25 protein-coding genes and 3 tRNA genes are annotated in these 26,549 nt (G+C 66.4%); 14 read left to right on the top strand and 14 right to left on the bottom strand.

The window, feature by feature from the left end:
* Positions 1-4 precede the first annotated feature (4 nt).
* From O5K31_RS10145 to O5K31_RS10105, 9 genes are all read left to right on the top strand, one after another.
* Positions 5-1,294 (top strand): homoserine dehydrogenase, encoded by a 1,290-nt coding sequence (locus O5K31_RS10145; protein WP_269713483.1) that lies wholly within the window; start codon positions 5-7, stop codon positions 1,292-1,294.
* 51 nt (positions 1,295-1,345) lie between these two features.
* Positions 1,346-2,299, top strand: a complete 954-nt coding sequence (glpX, locus tag O5K31_RS10140) for a class II fructose-bisphosphatase (RefSeq protein WP_269713482.1) — start codon at positions 1,346-1,348, stop codon at positions 2,297-2,299.
* Between the two features lie 64 nt (positions 2,300-2,363).
* Positions 2,364-3,332, top strand: a complete 969-nt coding sequence (locus O5K31_RS10135) for a class 1 fructose-bisphosphatase (protein WP_269713481.1) — start codon at positions 2,364-2,366, stop codon at positions 3,330-3,332.
* A gap of 101 nt (positions 3,333-3,433) precedes the next feature.
* The gene (recJ, locus tag O5K31_RS10130; protein ID WP_269713480.1) at positions 3,434-5,239 is read left to right on the top strand and encodes a single-stranded-DNA-specific exonuclease RecJ; all 1,806 of its coding nucleotides are present in this window, start codon (positions 3,434-3,436) and stop codon (positions 5,237-5,239) included.
* Between the two features lie 64 nt (positions 5,240-5,303).
* Positions 5,304-5,378, top strand: a tRNA-Glu gene (locus tag O5K31_RS10125).
* 165 nt (positions 5,379-5,543) lie between these two features.
* Positions 5,544-6,191, top strand: coding sequence for a cold-shock protein (locus O5K31_RS10120; protein ID WP_269713479.1), 648 nt, complete (start codon positions 5,544-5,546; stop codon positions 6,189-6,191).
* A 145-nt stretch (positions 6,192-6,336) separates the two neighbouring features.
* Positions 6,337-6,413 (top strand) — tRNA-Pro (locus O5K31_RS10115).
* A 24-nt stretch (positions 6,414-6,437) separates the two neighbouring features.
* Entirely contained in the window at positions 6,438-6,743 is a 306-nt protein-coding gene (locus O5K31_RS10110) for an ETC complex I subunit (RefSeq protein ID WP_269713478.1), read from the top strand.
* A gap of 49 nt (positions 6,744-6,792) precedes the next feature.
* Positions 6,793-6,869 (top strand) — tRNA-Arg (locus O5K31_RS10105).
* A 26-nt stretch (positions 6,870-6,895) separates the two neighbouring features.
* Here O5K31_RS10105 and O5K31_RS10100 read toward each other — a convergent pair.
* The 4 genes from O5K31_RS10100 to metC form a co-directional block, all read right to left on the bottom strand.
* Positions 6,896-7,135, bottom strand: coding sequence for a CsbD family protein (locus O5K31_RS10100; RefSeq protein ID WP_269713477.1), 240 nt, complete (start codon positions 7,133-7,135; stop codon positions 6,896-6,898).
* A gap of 54 nt (positions 7,136-7,189) precedes the next feature.
* On the bottom strand, positions 7,190-7,885 hold the full coding sequence (locus O5K31_RS10095) for a cell wall hydrolase (protein ID WP_269713476.1): 696 nt from the start codon (positions 7,883-7,885) through the stop codon (positions 7,190-7,192).
* 19 nt (positions 7,886-7,904) lie between these two features.
* On the bottom strand, positions 7,905-8,648 hold the full coding sequence (locus tag O5K31_RS10090; RefSeq protein ID WP_269713475.1) for a hypothetical protein: 744 nt from the start codon (positions 8,646-8,648) through the stop codon (positions 7,905-7,907).
* Between the two features lie 102 nt (positions 8,649-8,750).
* The gene (gene metC, locus O5K31_RS10085) at positions 8,751-9,908 is read right to left on the bottom strand and encodes a cystathionine beta-lyase (protein WP_269713474.1); all 1,158 of its coding nucleotides are present in this window, start codon (positions 9,906-9,908) and stop codon (positions 8,751-8,753) included.
* A gap of 82 nt (positions 9,909-9,990) precedes the next feature.
* Here metC and O5K31_RS10080 point away from each other — a divergent pair, with 82 nt between their 5' ends.
* Entirely contained in the window at positions 9,991-11,082 is a 1,092-nt protein-coding gene (locus tag O5K31_RS10080; RefSeq protein WP_269713473.1) for an amino acid ABC transporter substrate-binding protein, read from the top strand.
* On the opposite strand, the gene O5K31_RS10075 is transcribed toward O5K31_RS10080, so the two are convergent.
* From O5K31_RS10075 to O5K31_RS10055, 5 genes are all read right to left on the bottom strand, one after another.
* Entirely contained in the window at positions 11,079-11,591 is a 513-nt protein-coding gene (locus tag O5K31_RS10075; protein ID WP_269713472.1) for a GNAT family N-acetyltransferase, read from the bottom strand. The genes O5K31_RS10080 and O5K31_RS10075 overlap by 4 nt on opposite strands.
* The gene (sseA, locus tag O5K31_RS10070) at positions 11,591-12,436 is read right to left on the bottom strand and encodes a 3-mercaptopyruvate sulfurtransferase (protein ID WP_269713471.1); all 846 of its coding nucleotides are present in this window, start codon (positions 12,434-12,436) and stop codon (positions 11,591-11,593) included. Before sseA ends, O5K31_RS10075 begins: the two co-directional genes overlap by 1 nt.
* An 11-nt stretch (positions 12,437-12,447) precedes the next feature.
* Positions 12,448-13,446 carry a cysteine synthase A gene (locus O5K31_RS10065; protein ID WP_269713470.1) on the bottom strand — a complete coding sequence of 333 codons (999 nt, stop codon included), beginning with the start codon at positions 13,444-13,446 and terminating at the stop codon, positions 12,448-12,450.
* A gap of 111 nt (positions 13,447-13,557) precedes the next feature.
* The gene (locus O5K31_RS10060) at positions 13,558-14,790 is read right to left on the bottom strand and encodes an SAM-dependent methyltransferase (RefSeq protein ID WP_269713469.1); all 1,233 of its coding nucleotides are present in this window, start codon (positions 14,788-14,790) and stop codon (positions 13,558-13,560) included.
* A 35-nt stretch (positions 14,791-14,825) separates the two neighbouring features.
* The gene (locus tag O5K31_RS10055; RefSeq protein ID WP_269713468.1) at positions 14,826-16,280 is read right to left on the bottom strand and encodes a cryptochrome/photolyase family protein; all 1,455 of its coding nucleotides are present in this window, start codon (positions 16,278-16,280) and stop codon (positions 14,826-14,828) included.
* A 76-nt stretch (positions 16,281-16,356) separates the two neighbouring features.
* Between O5K31_RS10055 and kdsA the strand changes: the two genes are divergently transcribed.
* The 3 genes from kdsA to O5K31_RS10040 are packed head-to-tail and all read left to right on the top strand — an operon-like array spanning position 16,357 to position 19,375.
* Entirely contained in the window at positions 16,357-17,235 is an 879-nt protein-coding gene (kdsA, locus tag O5K31_RS10050; protein ID WP_269713467.1) for a 3-deoxy-8-phosphooctulonate synthase, read from the top strand.
* Entirely contained in the window at positions 17,232-18,239 is a 1,008-nt protein-coding gene (rfaD, locus tag O5K31_RS10045; protein WP_269713466.1) for an ADP-glyceromanno-heptose 6-epimerase, read from the top strand. Before kdsA ends, rfaD begins: the two co-directional genes overlap by 4 nt.
* Before the next feature lie 8 nt (positions 18,240-18,247).
* Positions 18,248-19,375, top strand: a complete 1,128-nt coding sequence (locus tag O5K31_RS10040; RefSeq protein ID WP_269713465.1) for a DUF3089 domain-containing protein — start codon at positions 18,248-18,250, stop codon at positions 19,373-19,375.
* Here the strand turns inward: O5K31_RS10040 and recG are convergent.
* The 5 genes from recG to O5K31_RS10015 are packed head-to-tail and all read right to left on the bottom strand — an operon-like array spanning position 19,352 to position 24,881.
* On the bottom strand, positions 19,352-21,430 hold the full coding sequence (gene recG / locus O5K31_RS10035) for an ATP-dependent DNA helicase RecG (RefSeq protein WP_269717042.1): 2,079 nt from the start codon (positions 21,428-21,430) through the stop codon (positions 19,352-19,354). The two genes, O5K31_RS10040 and recG, sit on opposite strands and share 24 nt — an antisense overlap.
* Positions 21,431-21,462: 32 nt before the next feature.
* Complete coding sequence (locus O5K31_RS10030; protein WP_269713464.1) at positions 21,463-22,404, bottom strand: DMT family transporter; 942 nt, start codon at positions 22,402-22,404, stop codon at positions 21,463-21,465.
* On the bottom strand, positions 22,401-22,571 hold the full coding sequence (locus tag O5K31_RS10025; protein ID WP_269713463.1) for a hypothetical protein: 171 nt from the start codon (positions 22,569-22,571) through the stop codon (positions 22,401-22,403). Before O5K31_RS10025 ends, O5K31_RS10030 begins: the two co-directional genes overlap by 4 nt.
* 21 nt (positions 22,572-22,592) lie before the next feature.
* The gene (gene treF / locus O5K31_RS10020) at positions 22,593-24,146 is read right to left on the bottom strand and encodes an alpha,alpha-trehalase TreF (RefSeq protein WP_269713462.1); all 1,554 of its coding nucleotides are present in this window, start codon (positions 24,144-24,146) and stop codon (positions 22,593-22,595) included.
* Positions 24,147-24,200: 54 nt separating this feature from the next.
* Positions 24,201-24,881, bottom strand: coding sequence for an HAD-IB family hydrolase (locus O5K31_RS10015; RefSeq protein ID WP_269713461.1), 681 nt, complete (start codon positions 24,879-24,881; stop codon positions 24,201-24,203).
* A 339-nt stretch (positions 24,882-25,220) separates the two neighbouring features.
* Between O5K31_RS10015 and clpX the strand changes: the two genes are divergently transcribed.
* Positions 25,221-26,480 carry an ATP-dependent Clp protease ATP-binding subunit ClpX gene (gene clpX / locus O5K31_RS10010; protein ID WP_269713460.1) on the top strand — a complete coding sequence of 420 codons (1,260 nt, stop codon included), beginning with the start codon at positions 25,221-25,223 and terminating at the stop codon, positions 26,478-26,480.
* Positions 26,481-26,549 lie beyond the last annotated feature (69 nt).

The following is a 26,549-nucleotide window of genomic DNA, read 5'->3' as shown; positions in this document are numbered from 1 at the left end:
AGTCATGACTGGTAAAACCTGGCGCGTGGGCGTCGCGGGCCTCGGCACCGTGGGCGCGGGCCTGCTGCAATTTCTGAGCGAAAAGCCGGGCTATGCTCCGGCGGGCGGCGAAGTCGTGGTCACGGCCGTATCAGCCCGTTCGCGCACCCGACCGCGTCCGGTGGATATCTCGAGCCTGACCTGGTTCGACGATCCGGTGGCGCTGGCAGGGTCCCCGGACATCGACATCTTCGTCGAACTGGTCGGCGGCTCCGACGGCCCCGCCAAGGCGGCGGTCGAGACGGCGCTGAAGGCCGGCAAGCCGGTGGTCACCGCCAACAAGGCCCTGATCGCCGAGCATGGCGCGGAGCTAGCCGCCCTGGCGGAAGCCGCTGGCGTGCCGCTGCTGTTCGAGGCGGCTGTCATGGGCGGCGTGCCGGCCGTGAAGATGGTCCGTGAGGCGCTGGTCGGCGAGGAGCTGCAGAGCATCGCCGGCATTCTCAACGGCACCTGCAACTTCATCCTCAGCGAGATGGAGAAGACGGGCCGCTCGTTCGCGGACGTGCTGCGTGAGGCTCAGTCCCTGGGCTATGCCGAGGCCGACCCGACCATGGACGTCGGCGGCTTCGACGCCGGCCACAAGATCACCATCCTGGCGGCCTTGGCGTTCGGCTGCGCGCCCAACTTCGCCGCCGCCGAGATCGAAGGCATCGAGGCGGTCGAACTGCTCGACATCAAGCTGGCCAAGGATCTGGGCTACCGGATCAAGCTGGTCGCCTCGGCCTCGCGCACGGACGACGGCGTGGCGGTGAAGGTTCACCCGTCGCTGGCGCCGCTGGAGCATCCGCTGGCCCAGGCCGGCGGCGCGCTCAACGCTCTGTTTATCGAGGGTAGCCGTATCGGTCGGATTTTCGTGCAGGGGCCGGGGGCGGGCGCTGGGCCGACCGCCGCCGCTGTCGCCGCCGACATCGCCGACGTGATGACCAAGACCGCGCGCCCGGTGTTCCAGGCGCCGTCCGGCGAGCTGACGCCGTTCGTATCGGTCGATCCCAGCCGCACCGTCGGCAAGGCCTATCTGCGGATCATGGTCCGCGATGAGCCGGGGGCCATCGCCGCCATCTCCGAAACGCTCGCCGAATGCGGCGTGTCGATCGACAGCTTCCTGCAAAAGCCCGTTGAAGGCGCAGGCGGCGTGCCCATCGTGCTCGTCACCCATGCGACTCCTGAATCCAATCTCCTAGACGCGATTAGCCGCATCGAAAAGCTGCGGGCCGTGCTAGAGCGTCCGCGCCTTTTGCGCGTCGCGCGCATCTGAAGAACCGCGAAAAGCGGCAGGGAATTGGCCTCACAAGGCTGGGAGACGTTGATGAGTTCGAAAACCCTGGACCGCTCGCTGGTCCTGGACGCGGTCCGAGTCACCGAAGCGGCCGCCATCGCGTCCTGGAGCATGGTCGGGCGCGGCGATGAGAAGGCCGCCGATCAAGCCGCCGTCGACGCCATGCGCAACGCGCTGAACGAACTGCCCATCAACGGCGAGATCGTCATTGGCGAGGGCGAGCGCGACGAAGCGCCTATGCTCTACATCGGCGAGAAGGTCGGCATTGGCAAAGGCCCGGCCGTCGATATCGCCCTGGATCCGCTGGAAGGCACCACCCTGGCGGCCAAGGCCATGCCCAACGCTCTGGCGGTGATGGCATGGGCCCCCAAGGGCACGCTGCTCAACGCCCCCGATACCTATATGGACAAGATCGCCTGCGGGCCGGGCCTGCCGGCCGGGGTGATCGATCTGGACAAGTCGCCGGCCGAGAATGTTCAGGCCATCGCCGCCGCCAAGGGCGTTCCGGCGTCGCAGATCACCGTCTGTGTCCTGGATCGCCCCCGTCACGCCGAGATCATCGCCAGCGTCCGTTCGGTGGGCGCGCGGGTTCATCTGATCACCGACGGGGACGTGGCGGGCGTGATCAACACCACCGACCCGGCCACGGGCATTGATCTTTATGTCGGCTCCGGCGGAGCGCCCGAAGGGGTGCTGGCCTGCGCGGCGCTGAAATGCGTCGGCGGCCAGTTCCAGGGCCGCTTGCTGTTCCGCAACGCCGACGAGCGCTCGCGCGCCGCCAAGTGGGGCATCACCGAGCTCGACAAGAAGTACGACCTGCACGACATCGTCCGCGCCGAGGCCATCTTCGCCGCAACCGGCGTCACCTGGGGCAACCTGCTGGAGGGCGTCGTCCATAAAGACGGCTTCGTTCACACCCACAGCCTCGTGATGAACTCGTCCACGGGCACCGTGCGTGAAGTACGGATGAAGCGCAAAGCGTAGGCTTGGGTCCGACGGGGGGCTGGGCTAAAGGTCTCGCGAACCTCCGCAAATCCGAGACTTGCCGATGACCACCCTGATCAATCTCGCCGGCCATCTCGCCGCGGAGCAGACCGCCGACGAAGCGGTCAAGGACGTGGTCGCCGTGATCGCCAAGGCCTGCGTGCAGATCAGCCGGGTCGTGGCCTCGGGCGCGATCTCGGGCAGTCTCGGTGCAGCCGGTCAGATCAACGTCCAGGATGAAGAGCAGAAGAAGCTCGACATCATCACCAACGACATCCTGAGCGACGCGCTGATGGCCTGCGTCTCCGTGGCCGGCCTGGCGTCGGAGGAGCTGGAGGAAATCCAGACCACCGGCCGGGCGGGCGGCTTCCTGGTGACCTTCGATCCACTGGACGGCTCCAGCAACATCGACGTCAACGTGTCGGTGGGTACGATCTTCTCGATCCTGCCCGCGCCGGCGGATCGTGAGCCGACCGAGGCTGATTTCCTGCTGCCGGGCCGCAAACAGGTCGCCGCCGGATATGTGGTCTATGGTCCGCAGACCATGCTGGTCCTGACCCTGTCCGAGGGCGTGTTCGGCTTCACCATGAGCGCCGAGGGCGACTGGCTGCTGACCCACGACGCGGTGGCGATCAGCGCCGACACCGCCGAGTTCGCGATCAACATGTCCAACCAGCGGCACTGGGCTGAGCCCGTTCGGCGCTATATCGACGGCTGCCTGGCGGGCAAGGACGGCCCGCGCGGCAAGAACTTCAACATGCGCTGGGTGGCCTCGATGGTGGCCGACGTCCACCGCATCCTGATGCGCGGCGGCATCTTCATGTATCCGTGGGACGCCCGCGAGCCGGAGAAGCCCGGCAAGCTGCGCCTGATGTATGAGGCCAATCCCATGGCCCTGATCGTCGAGCGTGCGGGGGGCAAGGCCACCGACGGCAAGACGGCGATCCTGGACCTGCAACCGACCAAGCTGCATCAACGGGTGCCGGTCGTGCTAGGCTCGGCCAACGAGGTCGATCTCGTCTCCGCCGGCTGAATGCGACCGCAACTGACGCCGCCAGGGCGCATGGAGCGAATCCCAGGAAACGGATAGGCTTTCGCGATGGTCGCCGCTCGCATGCTCAGGATCGTCTAGCCATGGCCGACGGTCATGCGCCCCAGGATCACTTCCTCGGCGTTTCGCGCTCGCTCAGCGGGCGCGTGTGGCGTGAGCGACCGGCCGATGCCTCGGTGGCGCGGTCTCATCAACTGAAGCTGGGCCTGTCCGAGCCGCTGGCGCGGGCGATCACCGCGCGGGGCGTGACGGTCGAGACTCTGGACAGCTTCCTGTCGCCAACGCTCAAGGCGCTATTCCCGGACCCGTCCTGTTTCACCGATATGGACAAGGCGGCCGAAATCCTGATCGACGCCATCGTCGATGGACGGCGCACCGTGGTGTTCGCCGACTATGACGTGGACGGCGCCAGCAGCGCCGCGCAGCTAGTGCGCTGGTTCCGGGCCATGGGCCGCGAGCTGGCCATCTACGTCCCTGACCGCATGAAGGAGGGCTATGGCCCGAGCCCGGCCGCCTTCCGTCGTCTGCGGGAGGAGGGGGCGGAGCTGGTGGTCACCGTCGATTGCGGCGCCGCGGCCTATGACGCCATCAACTGCGCCACGGAGATCGGACTGGAGGTGGTGGTGATCGACCACCACCTGATGCGCGAGGACCCGCCCAAGGCGGCGGCCGTGGTCAATCCCAATCGTCCCGGGTGCCTGTCAGGGCAGGGGGTGCTGGCGGCGGCGGGGGTGACCTTCGTCCTGCTGGCGGCCCTGAACCGCGAGGCGCGCAAGCGGGGGCTGTTCGCCGACCGTGCGGAGCCGGACATCCGCCAGTGGCTGGATCTGGCCGCCCTGGGCGCCGTGTGCGACGTGACGCAGCTGGTGGGCTTCAACCGCGCCCTGACGGCCCAGGGCCTGAAGGTGATGTCCAACTGGGCAAACCCTGGGCTCAAGGCTTTGCTGGAAGTCGCCAAGTCGACTGGGCCAGCCACGACCTTCCATGCCGGTTTCATTCTCGGGCCGCGGATCAATGCGGGCGGCCGCATCGGCCGCTCGGACCTTGGCACGCGTCTGTTGTCCACCGAGGACGCCGAGGAGGCCGCGATGCTGGCCGCCGAGTTGGACGCCCTAAACGCTCAGCGCAAGGACGTGGAGCGCGAGGTCATCGATCAGGCGATCCTGGTCATCGAGCGCGACAGCAATTTTGATCCCGACGCGCCTGTGATCGTGGTGGCGGGGGATGACTGGCATCCTGGCGTCATCGGCATTGTCGCCGGGCGCCTGCGCGAACGCTATCGCAAGCCGGTGGTGGTGATCGGAGTCGACCGCGCTGCGGATGTGGGCAAGGGCTCGGGCCGGTCGCAGACGGGCATGAATCTCGGCAAGGCGATTCAGGCCGCCTTTGAGGCTGGCCTGCTGATGGCCGGGGGCGGGCACGCCATGGCGGCGGGCCTGACCATGCGGCCGTCCCTGATCCCTGAACTGCGCGCCTTTCTAGAAGAGAATCTGGCCGCCGAACGCGAAGCGGCGGGGGATGAGCCACTGGAGATCGACGCCCTGATCCGCCCTGGCGCGGCCGATCGCGCCCTGTTTGACGAATTTCAGGCGCTGGCGCCGTTCGGGCCGGGAAATCCCGAGCCGATGTTCGCTCTATCGGGCGTGCGAGTTGAGCGGCCCATGGCCATGAAGGGCGGGCACCTGCGCTGCACCCTCGTGGATGAAACGGGCGCCAAGCTGAAGGCTGTCGCCTGGCGCTGTGAGGAGACGGACCTGGGGCGCAGGCTGCTGTCAGGCGAGGGTTCGCTGCACGTCGCCGGTCGTCTGAAAGCCGACGACTATATGGGCCGCGCAGGTGTTCAACTGGAGATCGAGGACGCCTTCGACCCCCGGATGTGGACAGTTTGAAATTTGCTGGAAAAGGGGGTTGCGCCCCAAAAATGAGGCGGCTATATCCCCGGCTCCTCGCCGCGGTCCCTTCGTCTATCGGTTAGGACACCAGATTTTCAATCTGGGAAGAGGGGTTCGATTCCCCTAGGGACTGCCACGAGGCCTTTGACTTTCGACGCGCGGGATGCGCGTCGAAATGTCACCTCTCGGAAACATTACGCCATAATTGCGCCAAATCTTATTGACGGTCGCCCGCCGTCAATAACACTGTTTGGCTGTGCGCCTGTCCAAGGAGGGCTTTGGGGGCAGGCCAGAGGGGCGAATGTCTGGTTTTGATTTTGAGGGGGCTGGGGCGCACGAAGAATCCGTGCGCATCAGCGGGAAGATCAAGTGGTTCGACGCAGGCAAGGGATACGGGTTCATCGTTCCCGATGATCCGGGTCAAACAGGCCTGCGCGACGTGCTTTTGCACATCACTTCATTACGCAACAGCGGGCGTGAGGCGGCTCCGGAGGGCTCCGTCATCGTCTGCGACGTCATCAAGCGGCCAAAGGGTTGGCAGGTGTCCGAGGTTCACGACCTCGACGAGACCACCGCCAGCCCAGCCCAGGAGCGTCCGCGACGCGCCTTCGACGATCATGGTGGCCACGGGGGTGGGTTCCGTCGCGATCGTGGAGACGCCTACGACCGCGGACCCCGGGGCGGAGGCGGGTTCGCCTCCGCGCCGCCGCGGCGTCCAGCCGGCCCGCGCGGGCCGCTGGAACGGGCCAAGGTGAAGTGGTTCAACCGCACCAAGGGCTACGGTTTCGTGGTCCGCGACGGCGAGCCTGGCGACATCTTCGTCCATATCGAGACCCTGCGCCGCAGCGGGCTGGAGGATCTTCAGCCTGGCGACGACGTCATGGTCCGGTTCGCCGAGGGCCCCAAGGGCCTTGTGGTCGCCGAGATCGAGGGCTCGGGCTACGCCTGAGCCGAAATGGCGCTGAACGCTCGCCCAGGGCGGGCGTTCAGGTCGTTTGTTCCCACGCACGCTTCGGCGGCGACGTTTTTCCGCGCCATAGGCGGCGTTTCGTTTGCGGCGCAGCGATGTGCGTGGCAGAAGGCGGCACCGATGTCGGGGTGTGGCGCAGCCTGGTAGCGCATCTGTTTTGGGAGCAGAGGGTCGCAGGTTCGAATCCTGCCGCCCCGACCATCGGGAAGACGGAGACTTCAGTTCATGCTCGCGCGCATCTTCCGCCCCGCCAAGACCGCCATGCAGTCCGGCAAGGCCAAGACCAAGGACTGGATTTTGGAGTTCGCCCCCGCCTCGGCCAGAAAGGCCGATCCGCTGATGGGCTGGACGCAATCGACCGACATGGACGGCCAGATCCGCCTAACCTTCGACAACCGCGACGAAGCCGTGGCCTATGCTCAAAAGCATGGCCTGCCGTTTCAGTTGATCGAGCCCAAGACGCCCAAGCGGATCATTAAGGCCTACGCGGACAATTTCGCGACCAACCGCAAGTTCCCCTGGACGCACTGATTTATCTGGATGCGGCCGCCGACGGCCCGCATCCTGCCTGGGTGGCTTCGCTCCCGTAGCTCAGCTGGATAGAGCATCTGCCTTCTAAGCAGACGGTCGCAGGTTCGAATCCTGCCGGGGGCGCCAAGCCCCGCCATTACTTGGGCGATCGGCTAGTCGTTGGCGTCCTTGATCGCGCCCTTCAGCTCGCTGCCGGCTGATTTGACGCCGCCAACGACCTCATTCTTCTTGCCCTCGCGCTTCAGCTCCTCGTTGCCGGTGAGCGAGCCGACGCCGGACTCGATCTTGCCCTGGGTCTTCTGGGCCTTGCCGGAGTCATCGCTACAGGCGCTGACGGTGAAAAGGGCGACAGCGACGATGGCGGCGTGGGTGAGGGGGCGGATCAGGGTCATGCGGTAAAGCTCCGTTTCGGGCTTTCAACGCACGGCCAAGCTTTCGGTTCGCCGCTATTCGATGGTGGTCGAGGGTTCGGGAAGTTCGAGCGTGCGCTCTACCACTCGCACCTTCTTCGCCGCGCCATAGAACTTGTGGCTGCCGATTTGGGTGATGCGAGGCAGAACGGACGCCCAGGACGGATTCACGTAGTCAGCGTGAAAGCTGAGGGCGTTTCCGACCTCGTGGCCAGCCTGCCCCGCCAGGACGGCGTCGGCGACATCGCGGGCCTTGCGCCAGGCGGCGCCGCGCGGCGGGGTCGCAAGCATGGCGCCGTTGCAGGCGAAGCTGAACTGGCAGCCGCGACGCGGCGCGCCCTGGAACACCACTTCGCAGACGGACTTGGGATAGCGCGGGCTGCGCACACGGTTCATGACCACGGCGGCGATGGCGGCCTGGCCGGCCTCGCTTTCACCGCGGGCTTCGTAATAGACGGCTTGGGCGAGACATTCGCGCTCGCCGCCCGACATGGCGGCGCGGACCTGGCGCAGGATGGCGCTATCCATGGGACGGCCGAGGAAGTCGTCGTCAGTCAGGCGACGCATGCGAGGGCCGTCGCCAAGGCGTCCGCGCAGCATGGGATCGGCGGCGACGGATTCGGCCAAGGTCTGGGGCGGGGCGACATAGGCGCAGCCCGCGACGCCGCCGAGCGCGGCCAGGCCCGCAAGCAGGGTCACGACGGATCGGGTGCGGAGGTCGGCGAGCGCCACGATCTGTCCCCTGATCCCCTCAGCCCCAGCCCAGGTCGTCGATCGGCGAGTCGGGTCCGTAGACCCCCACCAGACTGACGTGATGCTCGGCTGAGCCGTCGGATATGTCGAGGTAGAAGTTCTCAATGGCGCGGGCGTACACGCCGACCTCGGCCTTGATGGCCTCGGCCATGATGTAGCCGACCATGGCGGCCTTGCTGGCCAGATCCTGATCGTAGGCCGGCATGCGGGTGGCGGCGAAGTTCTTGAAGTAGGCCTCGCGCCCGACGATGTCGATCAGGGCGTCGGTCGGCTCGATCCCCGCACCAAGCGCATAGGGAAAGCCGATGATGGTGTCGTAGGCCTTCTCCACCGCCTGGGCGAAGGTCAGGGGTTTGTAAGCGGCGGCGAAGACGTCGCGCCCCTCGCCGACGATCCCGAGGTTGGCCGCGAAGTTGATGTAGCGGTTTTCGAGGGTGAAGCGGGTGTAGTAGCCGTCGTTCAGGTCGGTGAGGTTGCTGGGCGAATTGACCAGCCAGTCCAGGCCCGCCGCCGTCGGGGTCAGGCCGGTGAAGAACTGATAGGCGCCCAAGGCGACCGAGGTGGTTTGCTTGGTGACGTCGAACATCTGCCAAGCGACCTGACGCGGGGTCCAGCCGTCCAGCGCCACCGACGTCGTGACCAGCGCCGCGCTTTTGGCCAGCTCAGGCGTCAGGCTTGTGACGCGCAAGGCGTTCTTGAACGCGGTCTCGACGTTGGTCGTTCTGAACGTATAGGCGGCCAAGGCGCATCCCCAGAGGCGGGCTTTCGCCCGTTCAACAGGGTCCTTAGCGCAAAAAGGTCGCGATAGGGTTGACGCGGGTTAGCTGCGCGGAAGGGCCGCGGTTCAGAAATGTTCCGCGTAGACGTCCAGGGCGCGGCGCAGGTCAGCGATCAGGTCGTCAGGCCCCTCAAGCCCCACATGCAGGCGGATCAGCGGGCCGCCAAGGTCCAGGCCAGGGCGGCTGGAGCGCACCTGCGGGTCGCAGTGGATGGCCAGGCTCTCGTAGCCGCCCCAAGAGAAGCCTAGGCCGAACAGTTCGAGCGCGTCGAGGAAGCTCAGCACCGCCTTGTTCGAGGCAGGCCGCAGGACGGCGCCGAACAGGCCGCAGGCGCCGCTGAAATCGCGCTTCCACAGGGCGTGACCCGGATCGCTCTCCAGACCAGGGTGCATGACCCGCACGACCTCCGGCTGGCGCTCCATCCAGCGGGCCACGGCCAGTCCGCTCGCGCCATGGCGGTCGAGGCGGGTCTTGAGCGTGCGCAGGCCCCGGACGGCCAGATAGGCGTCGTCGGGCGAGATGCCCCAGCCGGCGTTGGTGAAGCCGGCCTTGAGTAGCCGGCCAAGCTCCGGATCGACCGTGGCGGCCGAGCCCATAAGCAGGTCCGAATGGCCGCCGACGTACTTGGTGAGGGCCTGGACGCTGATATCCACGCCGTGGGCCAGCGGCTTGAACAGCAGTCCGGCGGCCCAGGTATTGTCTATCATGGTCAGGACCCCGCGCGCCTTGGCCGCTGCGGCGATGGCGGGCACGTCCTGCATCTCGAAGGTCAACGAGCCGGGGGCCTCCAGCAGGATCAGCCGCGTCGCCGGCTCGACCAGGGCCATCAGGCTGTCAGCGTCGAGGGCAGGATCGTAGTAGCGGACCGAGACGCCGAAGCGGGCAAGGACGTCGCCCGCGAAGCGGCGGGTGGGTTTGTAGACGCTGTCGACGATCAGAACGTCGTCGCCGGTCTTGAGCAGGGCGACCAGCGGCGCTGTGATCGCGGCGAGGCCCGAGGGGTAGAGTTGGACGTCCCTGGCGCCTTCCAGGGCGCACAGACCTTCGGCGAGAGCGTCGTGCGAGGCGAAACCTTCCAGGCCGTAGGTCTTTTGTCCATCGTCGTAGAGGGACGCCGCGTCGGGCATCAGGACGGTCGAACCGCGCTGAACCGGAGGGTTCACCGTGCGGGCCAAGGCGCCTATTTTGGCGCCAGCGCGGATCAGACGGGTTTCTTCGTCCATTTGGGTTGACGTACTCGACCATACAAACTTGAAACTTCAGGCGTCATATCGCCTTGCCGGTCAAGGACGAAGGAGCAGTTTCGTGTCCAATCGCGTCGTCGTCGCCTCGGTGCTACTGGCCCTCGCGGTCGGAGCTTGTGGCGAGCGCGCCGCGCAGGCGCCCGCGCCGGCTCCGGGCAAGGAGCTGCCGGTGTCTTCCGATCGGGCGGCCCAGAGCGAGACGCTGCGGGCGGTCGTCGCCCGGGGGCGGCTGAACTGTGGCGTAGATCAGGGCCTTTCCGGCTTCTCGTTCCGCGACAATCGGGGTGTCTGGCGCGGCTTCTCCATCGACCTGTGCCGCGCCGTTGCGGCCGCGGCGCTTGGCGATGCTGATGCGGTGAACTTCGTGCCGGTCACGGCGGAGAACCGCATCGAGATGCTGCGCGACGGGAAGATTGATCTTTTGGCCCGCAGCACCAGTTGGACCTTCAGCCGTGATGCGGGTGAGGGGGTCGATTTCGCAGGCATCGCTTATTACGACGGGCAAGGCTTCCTGGCGCGCAAGGCGCTGAACCTGCAAAGCGCGCTGGAACTGAACGGAGCGCGGGTTTGCGTGCAGTCCGGCTCGACCAGCCAGAACAACCTGACCGACTATTTCCGGGCCAACGGCCTGACTTTCACGGCGGTGCCGGCGGCATCGAACGAGAAGGCGCGCGAAATCTACCAGACCGAGGGCTGCGATGTTTTAAGCGCCGACATCTCGGCCCTGGCCTCGGCCCGGTCGGTGGCCAGCAATCCTGGCCAGCACGTGATCCTGCCGGACGTGATCTCCAAGGAGCCTCTGGCCTTGGCGGTTCGGCAGAATGATCCCGCGTGGACCGATCTGGTTCGCTGGACCCTGAACGCCCTGATCCTGGGCGAGGAACTGGGCGTCACATCGAAGAACGTCGGCGAGATGGCGGAGAACTCGACGGCGCCGGAGGTTCGTCGCCTGCTGGGCGTGGAAGCGGGCTATGGCGGCAAGATCGGTTTGGACGACGCCTTCGCCTTCCGGGCCATTCAGGCGGTAGGCAATTACAGCGAGATATTCGAGCGCAATGTGGGCGCGGGCTCGCCGCTACGGCTGGAGCGGGGGCTGAACGCCCTGTGGAACGCGCCGCGGCCAGGGCTGCTTTACGCGCCGCCGTTCCGCTAGAGCGGCCGGACCATCACGCAGCGTAGCGCCGGATCATGGCCAGCGGCGGCTTCCGCCTCGCGCATGGCCGCCAGAGCCGGTGGGATATCGGCGCCGGTGACCTCCACGAAGCCTAGACGGGCGTAGTAGGGCGCATTCCAGGGGATGTCGCGATAGGTGGTCAGGCCCATGGCCGTGGCGCCGCCTTCGCGCGCGGCGGCGATGGCGGTTTCGATCAGCCGTGCGCCCAGCCCTTGGCGGTGATGAGCCATGTGGATGGAGACCTGATGGATCACCGCCAAGTCGGCGTGCGTCTCGCCCGCCAGATAGCCCACGGGCCGGCCATCTAGCGCGATGACCCACAGGGCGTCGTGGTCCAGGTGTTCCTGGAGCGCTTCAAGGCTCGGCGGCGGATCGTCGGCGACCCAGGCCAAGTCCGTGTTGCGGAAGGGCTCGCCTGCCGAAACCTCGATCTGCTGCAAGGCGGGGAAGTCCGCGGGCGTCGCGTTGCGGATGAGGTAGTCGCCCATCAGGCGGGACCGGTGACGACGGGGGTGTCGGCGAGACCGCCCCACTCAGTCCACGAGCCGTCATAGACCGCCACGCGCGGCTTGCCGAGACGGGCCAGGGCGAGCGCCAGGATCGCGGCGGTGACGCCGGAGCCGCAGGTGGTGACGATGGGCTTGTCGATATCGACGCCGGCCGCCTCGAACACCGCTTTCAGCTTGTCGGCCGACAGCAGCGTGCCGTCGGGGGCGATGACGGAGGAGGCGGGGACGCTGCGGGCCCCCGGCATGTGCCCTCCGCGCAGGCCCTCGCGCGGTTCGGGCGCCTCTCCGGTGAAACGGGCGGCGGGGCGAGCGTCGACCAGTTGCTCGCGGCCGGTCTCGATGGCGCGCAGGACCTGGTTGCTGTCGCGGACCAGATCAGCGGTGAAGCGGGGGGTGAAATGGCGCTCCTGAGGCGAGGGGGGCAGGTCCTCGACTGGACGCCCTTCAGCGATCCATTTGGCGAGACCGCCGTCCAGAACGAAGACGTTCTCGTGACCCATGGCCCGGAAGGCCCACCAGGTGCGGGCGGCGCGGAAGCCTCCGCCGTCGTAGACGACGATGGTCGAGCCGTCGCCCAGGCCCATGGTGCGTACGCGGGAAGCGAACTTCACCGGCGAGGGCAGCATGTGCGGCAGGTCGCTATCGGTGTCGGCGATCTCGTCGATGTCGAAGAACACCGCGCCCGGAATGTGGGCCAGATCGTATTCGCGCTTGGGGTCGCGAGCCTCGGCCGGCATGTACCAGCTGGCGTCGACTACCTTGATGTCCGGAGCCGAAAGACGCTCGTGCAGCCAGGCGGTGGAGACGAGAGGATCGTTCGACATCGGGACCTCTTCTAAAGCCAGGGCGGCGTCGGCAGGCCGCGTTCGGCGAGGAACGCGGGATTGAACAGCTTGCTTTGATAGCGCGATCCGTGGTCGCACAAAACGGTCACGATGGTATGGCCCGGCCCAAGGTCGCCGGCCATGCGGATGGCGCCGGCCACGTTGATCCCGGCGGAGCCGCCCATGCACAGGCCTTCGTGCTGGACGAGGTCGAAGAGCACCTCCAGCATCTCCTCGTCAGAGATGCGGTAGGGCCGATCAACCTTCAGGCCCTCAAGGTTGGCGGTGACGCGGCCCTGGCCTATGCCTTCGGTGATGGAGTTGCCTTCTGACTTAAGTTCACCGTTGGCGTACCACTCGTAGAGCGCGGCTCCGTGTGGATCGGCCAAGCCGATCTGGACGCCAGGCTTGCGTTCGCGCAGGGCTTGGGCGACCCCGGCCAAGGTGCCGCCGGAGCCAACAGCGCAGATGAAAGCGTCGACCTTACCCTCTGTTTGTTCGAAGATTTCCGGGCCTGTGGTCAGGTAGTGCGCCTTGCGGTTGGCGACATTGTCGAACTGGTTGGCCCAGATGGCGCCGTTGGGTTCTGTGCGCGCCAGCTCCTCGGCCAGGCGGCCGGAATAGCGGACATAGTTGTCGGGGTTGGAGTAGGGGACGGCGTCCACCTCCACCAGCTCCGCGCCAAGCAGACGGATAGCGTCCTTCTTTTCCTGGCTCTGGGTGCGGGGGATGACGATGGTGGCCTTGTAGCCAAGGGCCGAGGCGACCATGGCCAGGCCGATGCCGGTATTCCCGGCGGTGCCCTCCACAATGCGGCCGCCGGGCCGGATCAGGCCCTCTGCCTCGGCGTCACGGATGATCTGCAGGGCCGCACGGTCCTTGACCGACTGGCCAGGATTCATGAACTCGGCCTTGCCCAAAATCTCGCAGCCCGTGGCGTCGCTGGCCCGGTTCAGGCGGATCAGCGGCGTGTCGCCGATGGCGTCGAGGACGCTGGTCTTGACGGTCATGCGGAGCCTTCACGGGCGGCTGGAAGCGGTCGCTGGTAGATCGTCATGACCAGCGATGATGCAAGCGCAGCTTTTCTGAAGCCGCGCCGCACGCGATCAGCGTCTCTAAAATCAGGCGCGGGCGAGGCCAAGCTGGATGACGTTCGTCCGCTCCGTCCGGAAGCCGGCTTCGCAATAGGCCAGGTAGAACTTCCATAGCCGCCGGAAACGCTCGTCGAAGCCAAGGGGCCTGATCTCGGTCCAGGCGCTTTCGAACCGTCGCGCCCATTCGGCGAGGGTGTCGGCGTAGTCCTGGCCAAAACGGACAAGGCCGTCCTGCCGCAGGCCGGCCTTCGCCGTCTCTTCACGCAGGCGCTCCTCGCTGGGCAGCATGCCGCCTGGGAAGATGTACTTCTGGATGAAATCGGCGCGGCTGCGGTAGTGGGCGAACAGGTCGTCGCGGATGGTGATAATCTGCAGTGTCGCGAGGCCGCCTGGCGACAGCACGTCGTGGACCTTGCGGAAGTAGGTGGGCCAGTAGGCTTCGCCCACCGCCTCGAACATCTCGATCGAGGCGACGCGGTCGAACTGGCCGTCGACGTCACGGTAGTCGATCAGCTTGATCTGCGCCCGTTCGGCGAGGCCGGCCTCGAAGATGCGCTTGCGGGCGAAATCGTACTGTTCGCGCGAGATTGTGATGCCGGTGACGTGGGCGCCGCGCTCCTTGGCGGCGAACTCAGCGAACCCGCCCCAACCGCAGCCGATCTCCAACACCGTCTGGCCGGGTGAAAGCGCCATGGTCTGGGCGAGCGCGGCGTACTTCTGGCGCTGCCCCGCTTCGAGCGTCTGAGCGCCCTTATCGAACCTGGCCGACGAGTAGGTCATCGAGGGATCAAGCCAGCGCGAATAGAAGGCGTTGCCCAGATCATAGTGGGCGTGGATGTTCTTGGCCGACCCCCTGCGGGTGTTGGCGTGGAGCAGGTGGCGCACGAAGTTCACCGCACGCATCAGGGGATTGCCGTCCACCAGCGCCGTGATGCGATCGAAGTTGAGCGTGAATACGGTCAGCAGGGCGGCGAGATCGGGCGTGTCCCACTCGCCGGCCATATAGCCTTCGGCGAAACCGATATCGCCGGAGCGGAAGGCCCGACCGACAAAGCGGTAGTCATGGACCCTGATGACGCCGTGGGGGCCGGGTTCGGAGCCCTTAATCGGGATCGAGCGGCCGGACGGCAGGATGTATGTCACCGTGCCGTAGCGCCAGTTCTCGGCGCAGATGCGCACCAGGGTGCGGAAGACGGCCGGGGCCAGTTTCAGGTCCGGGTCGTTCTTAAGAGTCGGAAGATCGAGCGGCATGTCGGTCATGCGTGTCCCTCCGGGGGAAAGCGTAACATCAAAATTCAGTCGAGCGAATCAGGGTCGGTCTTGACCGCCTGATAGGCGTCGAGCGCGCGGCGCCGGGCCGCGTCGTGCTCGACAATGCATGTGGGGTAGGTCTCGCCCAATCGCACCCCTGCCTTGTCCAGAACCGCCTTGGGGGCGTTCCAGGGGGCGTGGATGTACTTGGCCGGCAGACCGGCCAGTTCCGGCACCCAGCGGCGGATGTAATCGCCCTCGGCGTCGAATTTCTCGCCCTGGGCGATTGGGTTGAAGATGCGGAAGAACGGCGAGGCGTCCGCGCCGCAGCCGGCGACCCACTGCCAGTTGTTCACGTTGTTGGCCATGTCGGCGTCGAGCAGGGTGTCCCAGAACCAGGCCTCGCCCTCGCGCCAGTCGATCAGCAGGTGCTTGGTCAGGAACGAGGCGGCGACCATCCGCACCCGGTTTTCCATGTAGCCGGTGGCCCACAGCTCGCGCATGCCGGCGTCGACGAAGGGAAAGCCGGTGCGGCCGTGCTTCCAGGCTCCCAGCCCGTGATTGTCCTTGCGCCAGGGCAGGTGGTCGAAGGCGGGCTTGAAGGGATTTTGCGGCAGGTCCGGGCGGGCGAACAGAAGGTTGTGATTGAACTCACGCCAGGCCAGTTCGGACAGGAATTTATCGACCTGGCTGTCGGAAGCGCCGCGGTCGGCGGCGGCATGGGCGGCGCGCCAGATCGCCCGGGGCCCGATCTCGCCAAAGTGCAGGTGGGGAGACAGGCGGGAGGTGGCTTGGCGGGCGGGGAAATCCCGGCCCTCCGCATAGTCGCGTAAACGGTCGTCGAGGAAGTCGTGCAGGCGTTCTCGCGCGCCGGCTTCGCCTGGCGTCCAGTTCGAGAAGCCCGTGGACCAGTCGGGATGGGTTGGATGCAGCTTCCAGTCGTCCAGGGCGTCTGAATTCGGCTGGCGGGGCGGCGCCTTCAACTCGCCCGGCGCGCGATGCAGGACATTGAGTTGCAGTTGCGAGCGCAGGGCGCGCCAGAAGGGCGTGAACACCTTGTAGGCGCCGCCGCCGCCCGTCTTGATCTCCCACGGCTCGCTCAGCAGGCTGGCGTTGTGAGACGCGCAGGCGATCCCGTCCCTCTCCAGGTCGGCCTTGATCGCCTTGTCGCGTTCGATGGTGTCGGGATCGTAGAGCCGGTTCCAGACGACGCGGTCCGCGCCTGTCTCCTTGACGACGGCCTTTAGGATATCGGCCGCCGGACCGCGGCGCAGGATCAGGCGGGAGCCGATCGTTTCGAGATCCTCGGCCAGCGCCCTAAGCGATTTGTCCAGCCACCACAGCGAGGCCGCGCCCATGGGCCTTACGCCATCGGTCTCGTCGAGGATGTAAAGAGGGACTACCGGCGCGCCCTGGTGGGCCGCCATATGGAGGGCGGGATTGTCGGCCAGACGTAAGTCGCGGCGGAACCATACGATCACCGGACTATGCTGCGTCATCACCACCCCTGAAGCTTGCGCTTATAACTCTACAAGGCCAATTACGTGCCTTCGCACCGTCTGGATGAGGCTTACCTTGACTGAAACGCAATCCGTCCAGCCAAACGCGCTGATCGAGATCGCCACGCCGAGCGGCAAACCCGTTCGCATCGGCCAACGCGAGCGTCTGTCGATCATCGCTGGGCCCTGCCAGATGGAGAGCCGCCAGCATGCGCTGGAGACGGCGCACGCGCTGAAGGAAATGGCCGATCGCCTGGGCGTCGGGCTGATCTACAAGACGTCCTACGACAAGGCTAATCGCACCTCCGCTAGCGCCCAGAGGGGCATCGGCCTGCATGACAGCCTGCCGATCTTCGCCGAAATCCGTGAGGCGACCGGCTTGCCGACCCTGACCGACGTGCATGAGATCGCTCATTGCGCCCCGGTGGCGGAGGCGGTCGATGTCATTCAGATTCCCGCCTTCCTTTGCCGGCAGACCGACCTGCTGGTCGCCGCCGCCAAGACCGGCCGGGCGATCAACATCAAGAAGGGCCAGTTCCTGGCGCCTTGGGACATGAAGAACGTCATCGCCAAGGTGACGGGCGCCGGCAATCCCAACGTCATGGCCTGCGAGCGCGGGGCGTCGTTCGGCTACAACACCCTGGTGTCGGACATGCGATCGTTGCCGATCATGAGCGAGATCGGCTGCCCGGTGGTGTTCGACGCCACCCATTCGGTTCAGCAGCCCGGCGGGCAGGGGACCACCTCCGGCGGTCAGCGCGAGTTCGTGCCGGTCCTGGCCCGCGCAGCGGTCGCGATCGGCGTGGCGGCGGTGTTCATGGAGACCCACCCGGACCCGGACAATGCGCCGTCGGACGGGCCTAACATGGTGCCCATGAGCCAGTTCGAGGGCCTGGTCGCCGAACTTCTGGAATACGACGCCCTGGCCAAGAAGCGTCTGGGAGCCGTCGCATGAGCGCGCCGCGCCGCATTATCTTCGTGACCGGCGGGGCCGGCTTCATCGGCTCCAATATCGTCGGCAAGCTGGCGGCGGACCCATCGCTGGACGTGGTGGTCTGCGACCGCCTGCGCGAGGCCGAGACAGGCAAGTGGCGCAACATTGCCAAGCATCCGATCGGCGACTTCGTGCATCCCGACGACATGTGGGAGTGGCTGGAGAAGCGCTGGCGCGACGTGGAGGCGGTGATCCACATGGGGGCGGTGTCGTCCACGACCGAGCCCGACGCCGACAAGATCATCCACGCCAATTTCACCCTGTCGCGCGACCTGTTCCGGTGGTGCGCCGACCGGCAGCGGCGGTTCATCTATGCGTCGTCGGCCGCCACCTATGGCGATGGATCGATGGGCTTCGACGACAAGGACGACTACCAGTCCCTGACCGCTCTGCGACCGTTGAACACCTATGGCTGGTCCAAGGCGTTGTTCGACCAGTTCGCGGCTCGCCAGGCGGCGCGCGACTATGCTCCGCCCCAATGGGTGGGGCTGAAGTTCTTCAACGTCTATGGGCCCAACGAAGAGCACAAGGGCGGCATGAAGTCGGTGGTCGCCCAGATCTGGCCGAAGGTCTGCCACGGCGAGACGGTGAGGCTCTTCAAGTCGCACAATCCGGAATACCAGGACGGCGGGCAGCTGCGCGACTTCGTCTATGTCCGCGACGCGGCCGACGTGGTCGAGTGGCTGACCCAGAATCCGCAGGTCAACGGCGTTTACAACCTAGGCTCTGGCCAGGCACGGTCGTTCAAGGACCTAGCCGAGGCGACCTTCGCGGCGGCGGGCAAGCCGTCCAAGATCGAGTACTTCGATATGCCGCCAGGTCTGCGCGGCAAGTACCAGTACTTCACCCAGGCGAGCATGGAGCGGCTGAAGGCGGCGGGTTACGCCCAGCCGCTGACGAGCCTGGAAGACGGGGTGGCCGACTACGTTCAGGCCTACCTCTCGAAGCCTGATCCCTACGCCTGAGCTGATCGATGGCGCGGCGCGGCCTTGGTTGGGGATTGCTGGCGGGCGGCCTGCTTCTGGTCGCGCTGCTCGCCGCCGCCGCTTTCATCTGGCGGGACGACATTCTGCGCACAGCCCTGGATCCCAAGGTGCCGTACCAGACCTACACCGCACCCCCGACGCCCGACTATGCAAAGGCGGACGCCTGGGCGCTTCTGCCGGCAAGGCCTGGGGAAATCGCGGCGGACGCGCCCGCCGCCGATGTCTTTTTCGTGCATCCAACCACCTATGATGGCGGCGGCGATTGGAACGCGCCGGTCAGCAAGGCCCAGGCCGGCCAGATGCTGGCGAACGTCATGCTGCCAAACTACGCTGGACCGTTCGAGCGGGTGGGTCGGGTGTTCGCGCCGCGTTATCGCCAAGCCAGCCTCTATACCCGTCTGACCCTGCGCGAGGACGCGCGCGAGGCGCGGCGGTTCGCCTATCAGGACGTCCGCGCCGCGTTCCGGCAGTTCGTCACCGCCTACAACGGCGACCGCCCATTCATTTTGGTTGGCGTGGAGCAGGGTGGAGAGTTGGCCTCGCGCCTACTGCAAGAAGAGATCGCTCCCGATCCGGTCCTGCGCGGCCGACTGGGCGGTGTCTATCTGATCGAGACCGTCACGCCGGCTGATCTTTATGGGCCGGGCTCGCTTACCCCCGCCTGCCAGACACGCGTGCAGACCGGTTGTGTCGTCGCCTACGCCACCGTTCAGGCGGGGGATCGCGAAGCTGGGCGGATGTTGCTGGAGCGGGCAGTGGTCTGGAACAGTGTTGGCGACCTGGTGGACCTCGATGGACGGCCGGCGCTTTGCGTGAACCCGCTGTTGGGCGCCCAGACCGATGACGCCGCCAGCGAGCGGATGAACCTTGGTGCGGCCAATGCGACCGGTCTGGAATGGGGGGTGCGGCCGGCCTTTCTGAAGCGCCAGGCCTCGGCGCAATGTCAGGGTGGGGTGCTGAAAGTCTCCAAGCCGCGCTCAGATGCTTTCAAAAGCGTGGGGCGGTGGTCTGACCGAAAGAAAGTCAGCGGATACAATATTTTCTACGCCGATCTTGAAGCTGATGCTCAGGCGCGTCTTGACACCTGGAAGCTAGCCCGCCTCGCCCAGCGGTGATCCCGCGCGCCAGTCGAACAGCTCCTGCAGCACCTTGAGGGCGGCGCCGCGCTCGCTCTTCAAGTCGGGATCGCGGGCCAGGATCAGCCGGGCGTCGTCGGCGGCTACGGCGATCAGGTCCTTGTGAGCCACCGGATCGACCAGGCGATAGGCGGGAAAGCCACTTTGCTTCAGGCCCAACGGGTCGCCGCCGCCGCGTAGCTCCAGGTCCTTTTCGGCGATCAGGAAGCCGTCGTCGGTCTTGCGAAGGATATCGAGTCGGGCCTGGGCGGTCTCCGACAGCGGCGGATCGTAGAGCAGGACGCAGGCGCTCTCGCGCGCGCCACGGCCGACCCGCCCGCGCAGCTGGTGAAGCTGGGCCAGGCCGAAGCGTTCGGCTTGCTCGATGACCATGATGCTGGCGTTGGGGACGTTGACGCCGACCTCGACCACGGTGGTGGCGACAAGCACCGATACCTTGCCCGCCGCGAAGGCGGCCATGACGGCGTCCTTCTCGGCGGCCGGCATCTTGCCATGAACCAGACCGACGGAGTCGCCGAGGATGCGCCGCAGGTCCTCGGCCCGGCCCTCCGCGGCCTGCAGGTCGATGAGCTCGGATTCCGAGACCAGCGGGCAAATCCAGAAGGCTTGGGCCCCGTCGCGGATGGCGGCGCGCAGTCGGTTGACGACATCGCCAATGCGGGGCGTCGGCACGGCGGCCGTGGCGACTGGCGTGCGGCCTGGCGGCTTTTCGTCTATGCGCGAGACGTCAAGATCGCCGAAGACGGTCAGTTCCAGCGTGCGGGGAATCGGCGTGGCCGACATGGCCAGCAGATGGACGCCGTCGCCCTTGTCCTGCAGCCGACGCCGCTCGCTCACCCCGAACCGGTGCTGTTCATCGATCACGGCCAGGGCCAGGCTGCGATAGGCCACGTCGTCCTGGAACAGGGCGTGGGTGCCGACCGCCACATGGGCCGTGCCGTCGAGCAGGGCCATGAGCTTGTCAGCCCTGACCCGGCCCTTGTCGCGGCCAGTCAGCAGCACGACGCGCAGGCCGACGGCCTCAAGAGCTGGGGTGATGGTCTCGTAGTGCTGGCGAGCCAGGATTTCGGTGGGGGCCATGAAGGCCGACTGCAGGCCCGCCGCCGCTGCGTCCGCGATGGCCAGCATGGCGACCACCGTCTTGCCCGCGCCGACATCGCCCTGCAGCAGGCGGCTCATGCGTTCGCCGGAGGCCAGGTCGCCGCCGATGTCGGCCAGGGCCCGTTGCTGGGCGCCGGTCAGGCGATAGGGAAGGGCCGCCTCGATCTGGCGGGCGTACTCGCTCTGGCTGGCGATCTTCGGCGCCGGATGCGAACGGCGGGCGGCCTTGCGTTGGGCCAGGGCGAGTTGGTGGGCCAACAGTTCGTCGTAGGCCAGCCGACGACGGGGCCGCGACAGGGGAGACAGGTCGGCTTCCGACTGGGGTTCGTGAACACGGGCGAGGGCTTCTCGCCAGGACGGGAAGGCCTCCCGCGCCCGCCAGGCGGGATCCTGCCATTCCGGCATCTCAACAGTGCGTGACAGGGCCTCGTGCGCCAGCTTGCGGATAGCCCGGGACGCCAGGCCGGCGGTGGCGGGATAGACGGGCTCCAACTCCGGGATTTCGCCGGCCCGTTCCTCGGGCAGCAGGTAGTCCGGATGGGCGATCTGCACCTCGCCGTTGAAGCGTTCGACCTTGCCGCTGACGATGCGGCGCTCGCCGACAGGGTTTTGTTTCTCCAGCGTGTCGCCATAGACCTTGAAGAACACCAGGGTCACGAACCCTGTGCCGTCATAGGCGCGGATGCGCCAGGGCAGGTTGGGGCGACCTGGCTTGATGTGGGCGTCGATGGTGACGACGAGGGTCTGGATTTCGCCCTCGACGACCTGATCGGCCGCGGTCGGCGTACGGCGGATCACCGACTGCGGCGGCAGGAACACCAGATCGCGCACCAGCGAGCCGGCGACCTTCTCGACCAGCGGCGCAACGCGCGGCCCGACGCCTTTCAGCGTGCCGATCGAGGCGAACAGGGGGAAGAGAATCTCGGGCCGCATGGGTTCACGATAGCAAGGCTTGTCGCCCGCCGTCAGGCGTTGCGGCGGCCCGTGCGGGTGACCAGCCAGATGCCGCCGCAAACCAGCGCCAGGGCCGCAAGATTCTTCCAGGCCAGGACCGGCTCATGCAGGAAGGCGGCCGACAGGATCACGCCGAAGACCGGGATCAGGAAGTTGAAGGGGGCGACCAGGCTGACTGGATTGTGCTTGAGCAACAGGCTCCAGATGGCGAAAGCCGCCGCCGACAGCGCCGCCAGATAGACCAGCAGCGAGGCGGAACGCCAATCAAAGCCGTGGACTTCGCCGCCGACAGCCATGCCGCCGAGGGTGAGGATCAGGCCGCCGATCGCGAGCTGCCAGCCGGTCATGATCATGGGGTCCAGCCCGCGTGAGATACGCTTTCCAAAGATCGACGCCGCCGCCAGGATCAGCGCCGAGAAGGCGACGAAGCCCTCGCCCGTGATGGTGAAGTCGAAGTCGGTCAGGCCATGGCCAAGGTTGACCGTCAGCACGCCCAGGAAGCCCACCAGGCAACCCAGAGCCTTGCGGCCGGTCAGACGATCATTGGCGTATACGAAGTGGGCGATGAGCACGCCGAAGAACGCGCCCGTGGCGTTCATGATCGAACTCTTCACACCGGTGGCGTGGGCGACGCCGATGTAGAAGAACACGTATTGTAGCGTGGTCTGGAAGAAACCCAGGGCGACGATCTGGCCGAACTGGCGGCGGGAGAAGTCAAGGATGGGCCGCCGCAGCGCCACGGCCACGACCAGCAACATGATCCCGGCCAGCAGGAAGCGATAGCCGCCAAAGACGATCTGGTCCGCGTAGTCCTCCCGCGCGATCCGCAGCAGGCGATAGCCGTTCTTCACCGCCGGATATGAGCTGCCCCACAGGACGCAGCAGAAGGCGGCGGCGAGGTAGACGAAACGGCGGTTTGAGAAGAGGTCGGGTCTGGCCGCCGGGGCGGTCACTTCTTCATCCAAGGCGTGGACTTGGAGGCCGACTTGGCGCCGGCGAAGCGTTCCGCTTCACGTTGAGCGCGGCCCGACGTCTGGTTGGCAGCCCCCGTGGCGCGCTGCTTCTTCTGGGCGACGAGGGCGGCGAGCTTCTGGGCGGGCGTTTCGGGAGCGTCGGACATGGCGCGCCTTTAGCATGCGACCTAGGCGGCGGGATAGAGCGCGAGCAGGGCCTGGGTCACGCCGTTGGTCCAGCCAAAGCCATCCTGAAGAGGATATTCGCCGCCGCCGCCGGGACGGGCCTCTTCGATATCGTACTTCTCCAGCATCTTGCCGCTGGCCTGATATTCACGGGTGACCGTGGCCAGCCAGCGCCGGGCGATCTGTTCGGCCAGAGCGTCCTCGCCATAGGCGCGAAGGCCGCGGACGGCGACCCATTGCAGCGGCGCCCAGCCGTTGGGGGCATCCCATTGTTGTCCGGTGGTCTGGCCTGTCGTTCGAATTCCGCCTGGGGCGAGGAGTTGATCCCAGACGACCTGGGCGACCACGTTCGCCTGCTTCTGGCTCGCGGCGCCGGTGAACAGCGGATAGAGCGCGGCGGCGCTGACAATCCCCGTGGGGCGGCGCTCGCGCCATTGGTAGTCGAGATAGACGCCGCGTTCAGGGTTCCACAGCCAGCGGTCGATAGCGGCGCGGCGGTCGTCGGCCCGGCGTGCGAAGTCGCGAACGCAGTCGCGGTCCTTCAACTCGTCGCAGGCCTCGGCGATGGCGCGCTCCACGCCGTACATCAGGCTGTTGAGATCGACAGGAACGATCGCGGTCGTCTCGATGGTCTTCAAGGTCTTGCCATCCGCAAGCCAGCGGGCGCTGAAGTCCCAGCCGCTCTCGGCGCCGGCGCGCAGGTCGCGGAAGACCTCGGCGGCGGGACGGTTGACCTCCCGCGCGGTCAGGATGTCCTCGCGCCAGGATTCATCGCGCGGCGTGTCGCGGTCGTCCCAATAGCGGTTGAGGATGGAGCCATCTGGCAGGCGGACGACCCGGGCGGACGCGGCGCCAGGCTTCAACCCGTCTTCGCCATGCATCCAAAAGGCGTGTTCGCGTCGCATTTGATCGACGCGGCGCTTGAAGACGGCGGGGTCGCTACGATCGCTCAGGCCGACCATTAAGTAGAAGAAGGGGGGCTGGGAGCGGCTGAGATAATAGGTGCGCGTGCCGTTGGGGATACGGCCGTAGCGGTCGATGAGGCCGCCGAAGTCGTCGGTCATGGCCTCGATCAGGTCATCGCGACCGTCCTGAGCTAGGCCTAGCATCGTGAAGTAGCTGTCCCAGTAGTACATCTCCCGGAACCGGCCGCCTGGAACGACATAGGGCTTGTCGAGCGGCAGGGCGGAGGATCCGACGGGGGGCGTTTCAGGCTGGCGGGTCAGAACAGGCCAAAGGGTGGCGATGTGCTGGCTGATCGGCGGACGCGCCTTTGACGGCGGCGGGGGCGGGGCTTCGCTGGGGACATCGAAGCGAGCGGTCACGAAGCGCTTCAGCTCCGCGTCGCTGAACCGGGCGTGGGCGCGATATTCGGCCATGATCTGCGCGGGCGGACGCTTAGGCGTCGCGTCGACAAAGGTTTTGCCGTCGGCGAACAGCCGCCGCATCTGAACCTGATGGAACAGCTCGCCGTAAAGGTCGGCCGGCGTGGCGGTTTGCGCCTGCGCGGTCCCGAGCGACAGGACGGCGGCGGCTATGACCGTAAAACGAAGCAAGCGGACCTCCGGTGAAGCTCGGAGGTCAAACGCATCAAGCGGCGGGAGGCTGCCTCAGGATCTGACGCCGGGCTTTCCGATAAAGACGCGGTAGCCTTTCTCGTCGGCGATGGCGAGCATCTCCTTGTCGCCGTCCGTGTCGCCGTAGGCGGCTGCCAAGTGGACGTCCTCGCCAAATACTTCCTTGAGGCGGCGGACCTTTTCGGCGCCCCGGCAATTCGCGCCGGCGAAAGCGCCGCTGACCTGACCGTAGGTGTTCACCGCAAGCTGCGTGCCGATCAGAACCTCGGCGCCCAGGCCGCGAGCGAAGGGCGCGACAATGGTTTCAGGCGAGGCGGTGACGATCACCGCCCGGGCGCCACGGGCGCGCCAGCGTTTCCAGGTGGCCACCGCATCGGGACGCAGCAGGCGCGTGGCGTGGGTCTCGGCGAAGACGCGAGCCTCGGCTTCGACCTTCTCCAGGGGAACGCCCTTGAGGAACTGCGTCACGGCGGCCGCCTTCAGGCGCCCACGGTCACGGTGCCCCAGATATGCCAGAATCGCTGGCGTAAGCTTTAGGACGCCCAGGGTGTAACGGGCACGTCCGACCCGCCAGGCGAGGAATGCGGTGAAGCTGTCGCGAACGGTCATGGTGCCGTCGAAATCGAACGCCACCAACGCCTTGTCATCAAGCGGGTCGTTCATCGGCCTTGATGCCGCGGCCATACCCATGGGCCGACGAGAGCGTCTAACCATCGTTCGCACTGCAACTGTTCGGTACGTTTTCGACCACGATTCCCGTTCGGCGCTAACAGGGCTTGGCCATTGAGACCTGCGATGCGGTGTCGCGGCGCTCGCACGTGGCGCTCGGACGCCCTATATGCCCTAATGGACGGCAAGCACGCTCAACCGGGCGTATTTAGCTGCTCTATCCCCAGTTTAAGCGCCGCAAGGGTTGTGAAGGGCGCTCGGATCGGGGAATGTCAAGGTTTAGACAACCGGTGGCGCGTATCCTGCATTAAGACAGGACCGATACGTCTTCGGGAGTGGCGGTGTCCGGTTTCGACCCACATCGCCGTAGCGTGAGAAGCGAGAATGACTAAAGCCGCGAGCGGCGACACCAAGAGCACTCTGTACTGCTCCTTCTGCGGAAAGAGCCAGCACGAGGTGCGTAAGCTCATCGCGGGCCCGACCGTGTTCATCTGCGATGAGTGCGTCGAGCTGTGCATGGACATCATCCGCGAAGAGCACAAGATCGCCTTCGTGAAGTCCAAGGACGGGGTTCCCACGCCGCGCGAGATCCGCGAGGTGCTGGACGACTACGTCATCGGTCAGGATCACGCCAAGAAGGTCCTCGCTGTCGCGGTCCACAACCACTACAAGCGTCTGAACCACGCGACGAAGAACAACGACGTCGAGCTGGCCAAGTCCAACATCATGCTGGTCGGCCCCACCGGTTCGGGCAAGACGCTGCTGGCCCAGACGCTGGCGCGCATCATCGACGTGCCCTTCACCATGGCCGACGCCACCACCCTGACCGAAGCCGGTTATGTGGGTGAAGACGTCGAGAACATCGTGCTGAAGCTGCTGCAAGCCGCCGACTACAACGTCGAACGCGCCCAACGCGGCATCGTCTACATCGACGAAATCGACAAGATCAGCCGCAAGTCCGACAATCCGTCGATCACCCGCGACGTGTCGGGCGAAGGTGTCCAGCAGGCGCTGCTGAAGATCATGGAAGGCACCGTGGCCTCCGTGCCGCCGCAAGGCGGGCGCAAGCATCCGCAGCAGGAATTCCTGCAGGTCGACACTACCAACATCCTCTTCATCTGCGGCGGCGCCTTCGCCGGCTTGGAGAAGGTGATCAGCGCACGTGGCCAGGGCGCCTCGATCGGTTTCGGCGCCAAGGTGGCCGATCCGGACGAGCGCCGCACCGGCGAGATTCTGCGCGCGGTCGAGCCCGAGGACATGGTCAAGTTCGGCCTGATCCCGGAATTCATCGGCCGTCTGCCGGTGATCGCGACCCTGGAAGACCTGGACGAGACGGCCCTGGTGAAAATCCTCACCGAGCCCAAAAACGCCCTGGTCAAGCAGTACCAGCGTCTGTTCGACATGGAGAATGTCGGCCTGACCTTCACCGACGACGCCCTGGCGGCGGTGGCCCGCAAGGCTATCACCCGCCGCACCGGCGCCCGCGGCCTGCGCTCGATCCTGGAAGCCATTCTGCTGGAGACCATGTTCGAGCTGCCGAACTATGACGGTGTCGAGGAAGTGGTCGTGAACCAGGAAGTCGTCGAAGGCCGCGCCCAGCCGCTGGTCATCTACGCCGAGAAGAAGGCGGGCGGAGCGGCTTAAGCGTTCCATCCACCGGACGAAATCGAACGGCGGCTCCTCGCGGGGCCGCCGTTTTTCGTTCTAGGCGCC

This window comes from Caulobacter sp. NIBR2454 (assembly GCF_027474405.1).
Taxonomy (GTDB): Bacteria; Pseudomonadota; Alphaproteobacteria; order Caulobacterales; family Caulobacteraceae; genus Caulobacter.
Note: the sequence above shows the minus strand (reverse complement) of the source record. Positions and strands in the feature narration are given on the sequence as shown.